The organism is Sphingopyxis fribergensis (assembly GCF_000803645.1).
Taxonomy (GTDB): domain Bacteria; phylum Pseudomonadota; class Alphaproteobacteria; order Sphingomonadales; family Sphingomonadaceae; genus Sphingopyxis; species Sphingopyxis fribergensis.
Genome location: NZ_CP009122.1, coordinates 3557565 through 3569371, shown reverse-complemented (window position 1 = coordinate 3569371; position 11807 = coordinate 3557565). Strand labels below are relative to the sequence as shown.

The following is an 11807-nucleotide window of genomic DNA, read 5'->3' as shown; positions in this document are numbered from 1 at the left end:
CATGGCGGCGGGTGCGGTGATCTTGCCCGCTGATTCCGCGGGCGCGGGGGCAAGGCTGCATGTCACCCACTGGCTGCCCGAAGGGCGTCCGCGTGCGATCATCTTGCTGGCGCATGGCTATGCCGAGCATGCCGGGCGCTATGAATATGTCGCGCAGCGGCTGACCGATGCCGGCTATGCCATCTACGCCGTCGACCATTGGGGCCATGGCCATTCGGACGGCGAGGGCGGTTTTGTGCCCCGCTTTTCCGCCTTTCTCGACGGGATGAGCGAGCTTCTGACGCTCGTCGAAATCAACCATGCCGATACGCCGCGCCTGCTGCTCGGCCACAGCATGGGCGGGCTGATCGCGACCCTGTTCCTCGTCGAGCGCCAACAGGCCTTCGTTGCCGCCGCGCTTTCGGGCCCGGCGATCCTGCCCGCACAGCCGCCTTCGCGCTTTACCGTCTGGATCAGCCGCTTTCTCTCGCGCTTCTTCCCGCGCCTCGGCGTGCTCTCGCTCGACTCAAATGGCGTCAGCCGCGACGCGCAAGTCGTCGCCGCCTATCAGGCCGACCCGCTCGTCTATGACGGCAAGATCGGGGCAAGGCTCGGCAAGGAATTCATGGACGCGATGGCGGTCGCGCAGGCCGACGCGCCGAAGATTCACCTGCCGATCCTGATCCAGCATGGCGAGGCCGACCGGCTCACGGCGCCCGCGGGTTCGCGCTATCTGTTCGCCAATGTCGCGTCGAAGGACAAACGGCTCGAAATCTATCCAGGGCTTTTCCACGAAATCTATAACGAGCCCGAACGCGACGCTGTGCTGGGCGATCTGATCGGCTGGTTCGACACGCACATAACAGGCAAGGCCGCCGCATGAAAATCCTGCTCGTCCTGATCTTCGCGCCGATGATCGCGCTCACGCTGATGTATTTTATCTTCCCCGGCCGCCTCGTCGCGATCGGCCGCGCGCTGCTGCGTCGCCGAGGGGGCATGGTGCAGAAGAGTGTCGTCGTCGACGGCCGCACCTGGCCCTATCTGGAGGGCGGCGACCCGACGAATCCGTTGCTGCTGCTCGTCCACGGCTTTGCGGGCGACAAGGATAATTGGTCGATGATCGCGCCGTACCTCACGCGCGATTATCATGTCATCGCGCCCGATCTCCCCGGCTTCGGCGAAAATGAGCGCGATCCCGACCTCGCTTATGACCTGCAAGCGCAGACCGCGCGGCTCAAGCATTTCGTAGATACGCTCGGCCTCGACCGCCCGCATGTCGGCGGCAACAGCATGGGCGGCTGGATCGCGCTGCGCTATGCGATCGATTACCCCGACGCGCTGGCCAGCCTGATCCTGCTCGACAACGCCGGGGTCAACGGCGCCAACGAAAGCGATCTGCAGAAACAGGCCGCGAACGAAGATTATAATCCGCTCGTCCTTGCGGGACTGGAGGACGCCGATCGGCTGGTCGGCATGGTCGTGCACAAACCGCCCTATATTCCGGCGCGCCTCAAGCCCGTGCTCTATGCCGACGCGCTCAAATATCGCGATCAGCTTGATGGCATTTTCTGGGTTATTGCGAACGAAGGCCGCGACTTTCCGCTCAACGACCGGCTGGGCGAGGTCAAGGTGCCGACGCTGATCATCTGGGGCCGCCACGATCGGCTGCTCGACGTCAGCTGCGTGCCCGTACTCGAAGCCGGCATCGCGGGCAGCCAGAGCCACATCTTCGAACATGTCGGCCATGTCCCGATGATCGAGGATCCCAAGGCGACGGCGGCGGTGATGAAGGGCTTTCTTGCCAAGCATTGAAATGCGCGTCAGTCTCCCCCCGAAAACGGGGAGAGTGGGATGCGGTTGAAGGTAGGGCTGCTCGGCGGGGGCAGCTGGGGGACGACGGTTGCCTCGGTGGTGTCGCGCAACGCGCCGATCACCCTTTGGGCACGCGATGCCGAAACCGTCGACGGCATCAATGCCGATAACGAGAACCACAAATATCTTCCCGGGATCAAGTTGCCGTCCGCGCTCCGCGCCACGAACGACCTGGCCGAAGTCGTCGCGGGCGCCGACGTTCTCGTCATGGGGGTGCCCTCGCACAGCTTCCGCGCCGTGCTCGAAGAGGCGGCAAGCCATCTTCGCCCGTGGGTGCCCGTCATCAGCCTGACCAAAGGCCTCGAACTCGCCTCGGGCAAACGCATGACCGAGCTGATCGAGGAAGTGCTCCCCGGCCACCCTGTCGGCGTCCTCACCGGCCCGAACCTCGCGCGCGAGATTATGACCGGACAAGCCGCGGCGAGCGTCCTCTCGATGGAGGACGAAATCGTCGTCCGCGCGCTCCAGCCCGTGTTCCACTCGGGGCTGTTCCGCGTCTACACCAACACCGATCTGCTCGGTTGCGAACTCGGCGGGGTGCTCAAGAATATCATTGCGATCGCGGTCGGCATGGGCGACGGGCTGGGGGCGGGCGACAACACGCGCTCGGCACTGATGACGCGCGGGCTTTCGGAGATTACCCGGCTCGGCGTCGCGATGGGCGGCCGCGCCGAAACCTTCGCCGGCCTTACCGGCATGGGCGACCTGATCGCAACCTGCACCAGCCCCTTGTCGCGCAACCGCCATGTCGGGGTCGAACTCGGCAAGGGGCGCCCGATCGACGAGATCATCGCGGGCATGAACATGGTCGCCGAGGGGGTGAAGAGCGCGCCGACGGTGATCGCGCTCGCCGAACGTTACGGCCTCGACATGCCGATTGCGCGCGATGTGTATGACGTGACGCAGGGCAAACGCAGCGCGCAGGAGGTCTTTCGCGGCCTGCTACGGTCGGCCGTCGGTGACGAAGCGCATCCCGGCTGATCGATTCCGCCGTCAGCCGTGCCGAATCTCCGTCCGGCCGCGAAGAAAATCGCCGCGCGCTTCGTTGACTCCCCTGACCGCCCCGCAAAGGGCGGGCAATCAGGAGATGGACGATGAAAAAATGGACCACCCTTGCTATTCTCGCGGCTCTCCCCGCCACCGCTGCGGTCGCCGCCGTGCCCTATGGTGCGATGCCGTCGGGGTTCGAGGCGCCGCACATCCGCACCAGCCCGATCGCGGGCGTCGTCAACCAGCAATGGTATAATTACAAGACCGACATTCTCGAGGCCGAGAAGGAGCTGACCAGCGACCTTCGCCGCTCGACCGACCGCGAGGACCGCTGGGACGCGTGGGACGAATGGGAGACCGAGGTGGTCGACGCCGACAAGGATTATGTGAAGGAAATGCGCAAGAAGGGCTATCGCACCGGCCGCGTGACGGTTGGCGGCTAGGCCGCGCCGAGTTCCCCGGAGCCTTGCTCTGGGTCGCAGGGAAGGGCGGGTGTCATGGGGCACCCGCCCTTTCTTGCTTCTGTCTCGATATCGATATTCTTAATTCGTCATTCCCGCGAAAGCGGGAACCCAGTGGCGACGGCTGCTCGCTGGGTTCCCGCTTTCGCGGGAATGACGAAGGTTTTGGTGTAGTTTAGGACGCACCCTCGGCCAACAACGCCTTTGCTTCTTTACCCTGCCAATCGATCGCGCCCACCACGCGCCAGATCTCTCGCCCCTTGGCGTCATAATAGATGCTCGTCGGCAAGGCGCTGTTCGCGGCATCGAGCAAACCGTTCTGCGGATCGATATAGGGTTGCAGCGCCTTCAATCCGGCCTTCTGAAACCATGGGTCGACGATTTCGGCACCCTGCAAATCCTGCGCCACCGCGATCACCGTCATGCGTTTGCCGCTCTTCGCCGCCATCGCATCGAGCGTTGGCATTTCAGCGACGCAAGGCGCGCACCAGGTCGCCCAGAGGTTGACGAGCAGCGGACGCCCACGAAATGTCGCGAGCGTCACCGCAGCATCGTCGGGGCCGCGAAACGCTGCGGTCGGCGCCGCCTCACCCTTGTGGCTGCGGTCAATCTGATATTCGAACTGGCCGACGCCCTTCGCTTGGCCCGCCGAAACATTTGCTTGGCCTTGCCCCGCTTGCCCGTCCGCCTGCTTTTCCCTATCGCAGCCCGCGATCGATCCGGCCAGAAGCACGGCGAGGATCGCAAGATACGGGCTTGGAACGCGGCGCATGGCGAATTCTCCAGACAGCAACAGCATGTGGGGCGGCCGCTTCGGTGGCGGACCCGCGGCGATCATGCAAGAGATTAACGCGTCGATCCCGGTCGACAAACGCCTGTGGGAAGAAGATATCGCCGCGAGCCGCGCGCACGCCGCGATGCTGGGCGGCGCGGGCATCATCGGCACCGACGACGCGGCTCAAATCGACCGCGGCCTCGCGCAGATCGCCGTGGAATTCGCTGCGAACGGCGTGCCGGTCGACCTCGCGCTCGAAGATATCCACATGACTGTCGAATCGCGGCTGAAGGAATTGGTCGGCGAGGCTGCCGGGCGCCTCCACACCGCGCGCTCGCGCAACGATCAGGTCGCGACCGATTTCCGCCTGTGGACGCGCACCGCATGTGAGCGCATCGACGCGGGCCTCGCCGCGATGCAGGCCGCGCTGCTGGCGCGCGCCGACGAACATGCAGACAGCATCATGCCGGGCTTCACGCATTTGCAGGTCGCGCAGCCGGTGACGCTCGGCCATCATCTGCTCGCCTATGTCGAGATGCTGGGCCGCGACCGGTCGCGCTTCGCCGACGCGCGCACCCGCCTGAATGAATCGCCGCTCGGCGCCGCGGCGCTTGCGGGGACCGGCTTCCCGGTCGACCGCCATGCGACCGCCGCCGCGCTCGGCTTCGACCGCCCGATGGCGAACAGCATCGATGCGGTGTCCGACCGCGATTTCGCGCTCGAATTCTGCGCGTCGGCGTCGATCGCCGCGATCCATCTGTCGCGTCTCGCCGAAGAGATCGTGATCTGGGCCAGCCAGCCCTTCGGTTTCATCAGCCTGCCCGATGCCTGGTCGACGGGCAGCTCGATCATGCCGCAAAAGCGCAATCCCGACGCCGCCGAACTGGTGCGCGGGCGCGCCGGTCTGCTGCTCGGCGCCTTCCAGCGGCTCGCGGTCATCGTGAAGGGGCTGCCGCTCACTTATTCGAAGGATCTGCAGGACGACAAGGAAACGGTCTTCGGCGCCTTCGACGCGCTCGCGCTGTCGCTAGCGGCGATGACCGGCATGGTCGAAACGCTGACCTTCCGCACCGACCGTATGCGCGCGCTTGCCGCCTCGGGCTATTCGACCGCGACCGACCTCGCCGACTGGCTGGTGCGCGAGGCGGGGCTGCCGTTCCGCGAGGCGCATCATGTCGTCGGTTCGTGCGTGAAGCGCGCCGAGGAACTGGACGTCGAGCTGTCGGCGCTCCCCGCAGGCGACGCCGCGGCGATCCACGCCGCGGTCACCCCCGACGTGCTCGCGGCGCTGACCGTCGAGGCGTCGGTCGCCAGCCGCACCAGCTATGGCGGCACGGCGCCCGAACGGGTAAGACAGGCCATCGCCGCGGCCCGCGCGGCGCTGGAAGGAACGATTTGATGGCGACGAAGCGCCTCATCCTGATTGGCATGGCTACAACCGCGCTGCTCGGCGCGTGCGGCAGCAGAGAAGATTTGAAGCCCGTGGCAGGCCAGCCTGCTCCGGTGATTCCCGTCGGCGCCACCCGCGCCCCGACTACGGAGGAGCTTACGACGCCCGACGCGCAGGCCCGGCCCGCGCGCAGCGACGAACTTCTCAAACGGTCCGAACAACGCGAAGCCGACGATTTTGACTTGCCGCCTCCGGGCTGAGCTCCAGGACTTTACTCCATGAACCATTTTGAATTTCGTGACGGCGTGATGCACGCCGAAGACATTCCGCTGCCACGCATCGCCGAAGAAATCGGTACCCCCGTCTATGTCTATTCGCGCGCAACGCTCGAACGCCATGCGCAGGCTTTCCGCGACGGACTGAAGGATGTTCCGAAGAAGCACCTCGCCTTTGCGATCAAGTGCAACCCCAACCTCGGCGTGCTCCGCGTCCTCGCGCGGCAGGGCTATGGCGCCGACGTCGTCTCCGGCGGCGAGCTCGAACGCGCGCTCGCGGCGGGCATGGCGCCCGAGGACATCGTCTTTTCGGGCGTCGGCAAGACGCGCGCCGAGCTGGCGCAGGGGCTCGACCGCGGCATCGGCCAGTTCAATATCGAACATGAGCCCGAAGGCGTCGCGCTCGCCAAAATCGCGCTCGCCAAGGAAATGACTGCGCCCGCCGTGCTGCGCGTCAATCCCGATGTCGACGCGGGCACGCATGCCAAGATTTCGACCGGCAAGGCCGATAACAAGTTCGGTGTCGGCATCGATGTCGCCCCCGAAATCTTCGGCCGTCTCGCGGCGCTGCCGGGGCTCAACATGCGCGGCATTGCGGTCCATATTGGCAGCCAGCTTACCAGCCTCGCGCCGCTCGAAGCGGCGTTCACCCGCGTCGGCCAGCTCGTGGCCGAGCTGCGCGCTGCGGGGCACAGCATCACCCATGTCGACCTCGGCGGGGGCCTCGGCGTACCGTACAAGGCCGACGACAATCCGCCGAGCCCCGCCGAATATGGCGCGATGGTCGCGCGCGTGACGAAGGATTGGGACGTCACCCTGATGTTCGAACCCGGCCGCGTGATCGCCGGCAACACCGGCGTGCTGCTGACCGAAGTTCTCTGGGTCAAGCCCGGCGCGACCAGCCCGTTCGTGATCGTCGACGCCGCGATGAACGACCTCGCGCGCCCGGCGCTCTACGATGCCTATCACGACTTCGTTGCCGTCAAGCCGACCGGCGAGACGATGACCGCGTCGATCGTCGGCCCGGTGTGCGAAACCGGCGACACCTTTGCGCGCGACCGCGTCACCGACAAGGTCGGGGAGGGCGACCTCGCGGTCTTCCGCACCGCGGGCGCTTATGGGGCTACGATGGCATCGACCTATAACAGCCGCAGTCTCGTTCCCGAGGTGCTTGTCGACGGCGACCGCTATGTCGTCGTCGCCGATCGCATCACCGCGGGCACGATCATGGCCGCCGAGCGCGTGCCCGACTGGATCGACTGATACGGCGCGGTTGCGCGAATGGGCGGCGATGCGACCTTTTCTGCGTCACCCCGGACTTGATCCGGGGTCCATGGTCTAACGGCGCGACAGGGGTCATGGATGCCGGATCAAGTCCGGGGTGACGAGTAAAAGGGCCAATTCGATGCACCAACTCCCCATCTTCCTCAACCTCACCGGCCGCACCGTGGTGCTGGTCGGCGAAGGGGAGGCCGCCGATGCCAAGGCCCGCCTGATCGAGCGCGCGCGCGGGCGCATCGTTCCGGCCTGGGAACATGGCGCGACCATCGCCTTCGTCGCGCTCGACGACGAGGCCGAAGCCCGCACCGCCGCCGCCGACCTCCGCGCGCGCGGCCTGCTCGTCAACGTCGTCGATCGCCCCGACCTCTGCGATTTCACCACTCCCGCGATCGTCGACCGCGCCCCGGTGACAATCGCGATCGGGACGGGCGGCGCGTCGGCGGGTCTCGCCAAGGCGGTGCGCCAGCGCATCGAGGTGCTGCTTCCGGCGCGGCTGGGCGCGCTGGCATCGGCGCTCTACGCCGCGCGCGCGGCGATGAAGGCGCGCTGGCCCGCCGCCGCCGACCGCCGCCGCGCCATCGACGCCGCGCTGGTACGGGGCGGCGCGCTCGACCCGTTCGACGAAGGCTCGCCCGACCGCGTCGACGACTGGCTCGCCGCCGATGCTGCGACCCGGCCCCCGCGCCTCGAAACGATCGCGCTGGTGAGCTTCGACCCTGACGACCTCACGCTGCGCGCCGCGCGGCTTCTCGGCGAGGCCGACCATATCTTCCACCCGGCGGCCATCCCCGCCGCGATCCTTGACCGCGCGCGCGCCGATGCGGTCCGCCACCGTGCCGATGCGCCGCCCGCCGATCCGCAGCCCGGCCTCTCGCTCTGGCTCGAGATGTCGGGTTTGGGGAAGGACGGCTAGCGACCGATTGCGGCCGTCTAGTCCTCTCCCCTTGGGAGAGGGTTGGGTGAGGGTGTCTGAGGTTCGTCTGCGCAGTTGACGGGTGATCCCCTCACCCAACTTCGGCTAGGTTGCTGCGCAACCAAGCCTGCATATCCCTCTCCCGACGGGAGAGGGTGAACGCCCGCTTCCCACCCTAATCCCGCCATCCACATGCACGCCCCTAAGGCGCGATCGCCAGCCCGTCGCCATTCTTGCCCGCTGCGATCCGGCGTAGCACGGCGCCGCTCGCAACGTCGATCTCGGCCACCTGGTCGTGCCCGGTCTCGGCCGCATAGAGCCGCTTCGAATCGGCGCTGAACAGCAAGGTGACCTGCCCCTTCGCGGCATTGCCCGACACCTTGATGGTCCGCACCAGCGCGCGCGTTTCGGCATCGAACAGGCTGATTGTGCCGCTCTTAATATTGCTCGTCGCCACCAGCTTGCCGTCGGGGCTCGCCAGCACGCGGATCGCGACCGGATCGACCGCTTGTTCGGCGATCTTCTTGCCCGTCTTCGTATCCCAGATCGACACGCGCGGGGCTTCGAGGTCGCCGACCCACAATTCGCGCCCGCGCTTGGTCAGCGCCAGCCCCTCGGGCTTGCCGCCGATGGTCAGGTCGCGCAGCTTTTCCGCGGTCTTCAGGTCGAGTATGCTCACCGTCCCCGATCCGATATTGGCGGTATAGGCGGTGCGGTTGTCGGGCGCGACGACGATCATATGCGTGCCCTTCTGCCCGGTCGAAATCGACGTCAGCTTGCCATCGGGCGCTACCACCGCGACGGAATCACTGCCTTCGGTCGTCGCGACCAGCCGCCCGTCGGACAGCCACAGCAATCCGTGCGGCCGCTGGTTGGGGCTAAGGTCGATCGTCCTCACCTTCGTCCGGCTCGCCACATCGAACACATCGATCGTCGTGCTGCCATAGGCGACGACCGCCGCCTGCTTGCCGTCGGGCGACACCGCGATCTCGTGCGGCATCTTGCCCGTTGGCAGCCGCGCCAGCTCCTCCCCCGACGCCAGCGCGATGACGCTCAGCGTGTCCTCGCCCTTGTTGCCGACGAGCAGGGTTTCGGCCGCCGCGGGGGCTGCGAGCAAGAGGGCGCAGAGGGCGGCGGCGATAGCGCGGTGCATGACAGATCTCCCGGTTTCGGCGCCGCCACTCTATCCCCGGTGCGCGCCGCCGCAACCCTGCTTCGACCAGCGACATGCGCCTGATTACGATAAGTTAACTGGGAAGCGCCCCCGCGCCTTCCTAGCGCTGTTCCCGGCGGCAAGTCGCGTCGCCGGTCAAGGACAGGAGGGGGAATATGGGTCTGCCAACCATCGATATCGAGGCGCTGCCTTTGCTCGACACCGCGGTCGGATTGTTCGGCTCGCTGATGGGCGAAAACGCCTCGTCGGGGCCGTCGGTGTTCGAACTCACCGTCACCATCGCGCTGATCGTCTACGATTGAGCGGGGGCGGGAGCGGCGGGCGCCACCACCCGGCGCCCGCCGTTTCCCCCGCGTTTCGAGGATGCCCGTCATGTCGTCGCGCCACGACCATTTCCCTCGCGCCGATGCCGCGCGCCGCCTCGCGATGCGCCGCGCGGTCGCGGACCTCGACGCGACGTGGAGTGCGGCCGACACCGCCCCGGGCGGGCTGCTGACCGCGATCGCGAAGCTCGCCGACGCCCCCGCCGACGTCGCGATAACGCGCCTGCTTCCCTGGCTTGCCGATACTGGCTGGCTTTGCGGCCGGCTCGATGCGGCGCTGGCCTTGCTCGCCGCCGATCCCTTTGCGCGCCCGCCGCTGCGGATGGTGGGCGGCGGCAACGGCGGTCCCGGCGGGCTCGTCCTCGCCGATTGCGGTGCGATCCGCCTGACACTCCAGCTGCGGCCGTTCACCGCGAACGGCGCCGCGCCTGGCACCACGGTCTTCGTCCCCGGCCGCGCCGCGATCCATATCCTCGATTGCGGCGGCGCCGCGCTTTGCGCGCACCGCGTGGTGGTCAGCGCAGCCGAGGAAGCCGGCGGATTCACCGCGAAAGACGCCGCGCCATGCCAAACCCAACCGCCGCGTCCGCTGCGGACAGGCGAGACGCTGCTCCTCGACACCGCGCGCCAAAGCTTCACGCTCCAGAACCGGCAAGCGCGCGCCGGCCGCGACATCCTGTACCTCGAACTCACCGTCCAGCCGCCGTCGCGCCTCCCGATCCGCGCATACGATATCGCAAGCGGCCGCCTGACGCATGTCAGCGCGTCGCGCCGCGACAGCAGCTTTCGCGCCATGGCGCTGACCCTGCTCCGGCACCTCGGCCGCACCGACGCCGCGCCGCTGTTCGTCGCCGAAACGGCGAGCGAGGATTTCGCCGCGCGCTGGACCGCGATGCGCGAACTGGTCGCACTCAACCCCGCGGCGGCGCGTCCGCATCTCGCCGCGATGGCGGTGGCCGATCCGCATCCCGAGGTTCGCGCCGCCGCTGCGGCGACGCACGCGCTGTTTAACAAGCCCTCCCCTTCAGGGGAGGGCAGCGAGACTTGCGAACTTGTTCGCTAGTCGCAGCGGGTGGGGGCCATCGGCCTCGCACAAACCCGCGAGACCCCTCCCCTTAAGGAGTGGAGGGGAACAGGAGAAGCACGATGCCCCGCCTGATCGACCCGTGCCCCTTTCCCACGTCAAGCGGCTCCGCACTCGACCTCGACGAAGTCATCGCGCGCCTCGACGAAAGCGGCGTCGACCTGACCGACGAGGCCAGCATCGCCCACTGCACGAACCTCCTCGCCGGCCTCGGGCGCAACCCCGACTTCCTCGCAACCCGTGTCATCGCCGCGCTCAAGGCAAGCTACGCCGACCAGCTTGAACTCAACCGCTACACCGCGCAGGTCTTCCTCCTCCATCGCAGCCCGCGCGGCTTTTACCTCCGCGCCAACCTCTGGCCGTCCGAGCGCGACGCCGCGTACACGACAAGCGGCCCCGCGGCCTTCTCCTACGGCGTCCCGCACGACCATAATTTCCACTTCCTCACCATCGGCTATTTCGGCCCCGGCTACATCAGCGACTATTATGATTACGACTCCGAAACCCTCGACGGCCGCCTCGGCGAGCCGCTGAACTTGCAATTTGTCGAGCGCAGCAGGCTGACTCGGGGCAAGATCATGCTCTACCGCGCCCACCGCGACATCCACAGCCAGCTGCCGCCCGAAAGCCTGTCGGTCAGCCTCAACATCATGGACGAAGGCGAGCAAGTCCCCTGGCGCGACCAATATATCGTCGACCTCGATGCGGGAACGATCGCCCGGCGCCCGACGCTGACCAGCGGCGAAATGCTGCTGCGCTGCGCGGTGCATCTGACCGACAATGGGCGCGACGTGGCCGAACAGTTCGCGAAAGCGCACCCCGTTCCGCGCGTGCGCGCGAATGCGATTGGCGCGCTGGCGGCGGTGGAGCAGGGCGAGGGCAGGGCGGCGGTGCTGGAACGAGGGCTGCGCGATGGCGACGCGCGTGTGCGGGATGATTGCAGGCGGTGGCTGGCGCTTTAATCCTCCCTGTGCCGCAGCGCGAAGCGCTGACGGAGAGGCGAGGGGCTCCGCGCGAAAAAGCCGCTTTCCTACATTGTCCGGCCGTGCCAGCCTCGTGGTCTGGCTCTTTTACTTGTCCGCTCTGCCGTCCTTGCCCATTGCCCGCGGGTATGCCCCTTCACGTCTTGCTCGCGCGGACAAAAATTGTTTCGCAGGGCTGACTTTTCCTGAACTTTGGATCGACGCCGCGCCGCTCGCCGCTGTCGATCGTCGCGGCGCGCGCGAAGGCGCGTTCGCGCTAAAGCGACAAAGCCTGTCCTGAGCTGGTCGAAGGGGACATAATCCAGGG

At 67.0% G+C, this 11807-nt stretch carries 13 protein-coding genes; 11 read left to right on the top strand and 2 right to left on the bottom strand.

Going from position 1 to position 11807, the window contains the following annotated elements:
- Nucleotide 1 precedes the first annotated feature (1 nt).
- The 4 genes from SKP52_RS16595 to SKP52_RS16580 all read left to right on the top strand — a co-directional run bounded on the left by SKP52_RS16595 (nt 2) and on the right by SKP52_RS16580 (nt 3284).
- Nucleotides 2–862 carry an alpha/beta hydrolase gene (locus SKP52_RS16595; protein ID WP_039576548.1) on the top strand — a complete coding sequence of 287 codons (861 nt, stop codon included), beginning with the start codon at nt 2–4 and terminating at the stop codon, nt 860–862.
- Nucleotides 859–1791, top strand: a complete 933-nt coding sequence (locus SKP52_RS16590) for an alpha/beta fold hydrolase (protein ID WP_039576546.1) — start codon at nt 859–861, stop codon at nt 1789–1791. The genes SKP52_RS16595 and SKP52_RS16590 overlap by 4 nt, the downstream gene beginning before the upstream one ends.
- 39 nt (nt 1792–1830) lie before the next feature.
- Nucleotides 1831–2832, top strand: coding sequence for an NAD(P)H-dependent glycerol-3-phosphate dehydrogenase (locus tag SKP52_RS16585; protein ID WP_039576543.1), 1002 nt, complete (start codon nt 1831–1833; stop codon nt 2830–2832).
- Nucleotides 2833–2945: 113 nt separating this feature from the next.
- Complete coding sequence (locus SKP52_RS16580) at nt 2946–3284, top strand: hypothetical protein (RefSeq protein ID WP_039576541.1); 339 nt, start codon at nt 2946–2948, stop codon at nt 3282–3284.
- A 193-nt stretch (nt 3285–3477) separates the two neighbouring features.
- Here SKP52_RS16580 and SKP52_RS16575 read toward each other — a convergent pair whose 3' ends face one another.
- On the bottom strand, nt 3478–4074 hold the full coding sequence (locus tag SKP52_RS16575; protein WP_039581406.1) for a TlpA family protein disulfide reductase: 597 nt from the start codon (nt 4072–4074) through the stop codon (nt 3478–3480).
- Between the two features lie 25 nt (nt 4075–4099).
- Between SKP52_RS16575 and argH the strand changes: the two genes are divergently transcribed.
- From argH to SKP52_RS16555, 4 genes are all read left to right on the top strand, one after another.
- Nucleotides 4100–5476: an argininosuccinate lyase gene (argH, locus tag SKP52_RS16570; protein WP_039576536.1), complete on the top strand. Its 1377-nt coding sequence runs from the start codon at nt 4100–4102 to the stop codon at nt 5474–5476.
- On the top strand, nt 5476–5727 hold the full coding sequence (locus SKP52_RS16565; protein ID WP_039576534.1) for a hypothetical protein: 252 nt from the start codon (nt 5476–5478) through the stop codon (nt 5725–5727). The genes argH and SKP52_RS16565 overlap by 1 nt, the downstream gene beginning before the upstream one ends.
- 18 nt (nt 5728–5745) lie before the next feature.
- Complete coding sequence (lysA, locus tag SKP52_RS16560) at nt 5746–7005, top strand: diaminopimelate decarboxylase (RefSeq protein WP_039576532.1); 1260 nt, start codon at nt 5746–5748, stop codon at nt 7003–7005.
- Nucleotides 7006–7147: 142 nt separating this feature from the next.
- Complete coding sequence (locus SKP52_RS16555) at nt 7148–7936, top strand: precorrin-2 dehydrogenase/sirohydrochlorin ferrochelatase family protein (protein ID WP_039576525.1); 789 nt, start codon at nt 7148–7150, stop codon at nt 7934–7936.
- Between the two features lie 202 nt (nt 7937–8138).
- On the opposite strand, the gene SKP52_RS16550 is transcribed toward SKP52_RS16555, so the two are convergent.
- On the bottom strand, nt 8139–9089 hold the full coding sequence (locus tag SKP52_RS16550; protein WP_052208437.1) for a beta-propeller fold lactonase family protein: 951 nt from the start codon (nt 9087–9089) through the stop codon (nt 8139–8141).
- A 176-nt stretch (nt 9090–9265) separates the two neighbouring features.
- On the opposite strand from SKP52_RS16550, the gene SKP52_RS26550 reads away from it, so the two are divergent.
- The 3 genes from SKP52_RS26550 to SKP52_RS16540 all read left to right on the top strand — a co-directional run bounded on the left by SKP52_RS26550 (nt 9266) and on the right by SKP52_RS16540 (nt 11479).
- On the top strand, nt 9266–9412 hold the full coding sequence (locus SKP52_RS26550) for a hypothetical protein (protein ID WP_160292437.1): 147 nt from the start codon (nt 9266–9268) through the stop codon (nt 9410–9412).
- A gap of 70 nt (nt 9413–9482) precedes the next feature.
- Entirely contained in the window at nt 9483–10496 is a 1014-nt protein-coding gene (locus SKP52_RS24725; RefSeq protein WP_160292436.1) for a HEAT repeat domain-containing protein, read from the top strand.
- Between the two features lie 83 nt (nt 10497–10579).
- A complete protein-coding gene (locus SKP52_RS16540) occupies nt 10580–11479 on the top strand; it encodes a hypothetical protein (RefSeq protein WP_052208434.1) in 900 nt (299 codons plus the stop codon).
- Nucleotides 11480–11807: the final 328 nt, after the last annotated feature.

Bases quoted from the DNA above. Each gene is read 5' to 3' on its own strand.
- SKP52_RS16595 (WP_039576548.1), top strand. From the start codon at position 2: ATGGCGGCGGGTGCGGTGATCTTGCCCGCTGATTCCGCGGGCGCGGGG.
- SKP52_RS16590 (WP_039576546.1), top strand. From the start codon at position 859: ATGAAAATCCTGCTCGTCCTGATCTTCGCGCCGATGATCGCGCTCACG.
- argH (WP_039576536.1), top strand. From the start codon at position 4,100: ATGTGGGGCGGCCGCTTCGGTGGCGGACCCGCGGCGATCATGCAAGAG.
- SKP52_RS26550 (WP_160292437.1), top strand. From the start codon at position 9,266: ATGGGTCTGCCAACCATCGATATCGAGGCGCTGCCTTTGCTCGACACC.
- SKP52_RS16550 (WP_052208437.1), bottom strand. From the start codon at position 9,089: ATGCACCGCGCTATCGCCGCCGCCCTCTGCGCCCTCTTGCTCGCAGCC.
- SKP52_RS16580 (WP_039576541.1), top strand. From the start codon at position 2,946: ATGAAAAAATGGACCACCCTTGCTATTCTCGCGGCTCTCCCCGCCACC.
- SKP52_RS16565 (WP_039576534.1), top strand. From the start codon at position 5,476: ATGGCGACGAAGCGCCTCATCCTGATTGGCATGGCTACAACCGCGCTG.
- SKP52_RS16585 (WP_039576543.1), top strand. From the start codon at position 1,831: ATGCGGTTGAAGGTAGGGCTGCTCGGCGGGGGCAGCTGGGGGACGACG.
- SKP52_RS16555 (WP_039576525.1), top strand. From the start codon at position 7,148: ATGCACCAACTCCCCATCTTCCTCAACCTCACCGGCCGCACCGTGGTG.
- SKP52_RS16540 (WP_052208434.1), top strand. From the start codon at position 10,580: ATGCCCCGCCTGATCGACCCGTGCCCCTTTCCCACGTCAAGCGGCTCC.
- SKP52_RS24725 (WP_160292436.1), top strand. From the start codon at position 9,483: ATGTCGTCGCGCCACGACCATTTCCCTCGCGCCGATGCCGCGCGCCGC.
- SKP52_RS16575 (WP_039581406.1), bottom strand. From the start codon at position 4,074: ATGCGCCGCGTTCCAAGCCCGTATCTTGCGATCCTCGCCGTGCTTCTG.
- lysA (WP_039576532.1), top strand. From the start codon at position 5,746: ATGAACCATTTTGAATTTCGTGACGGCGTGATGCACGCCGAAGACATT.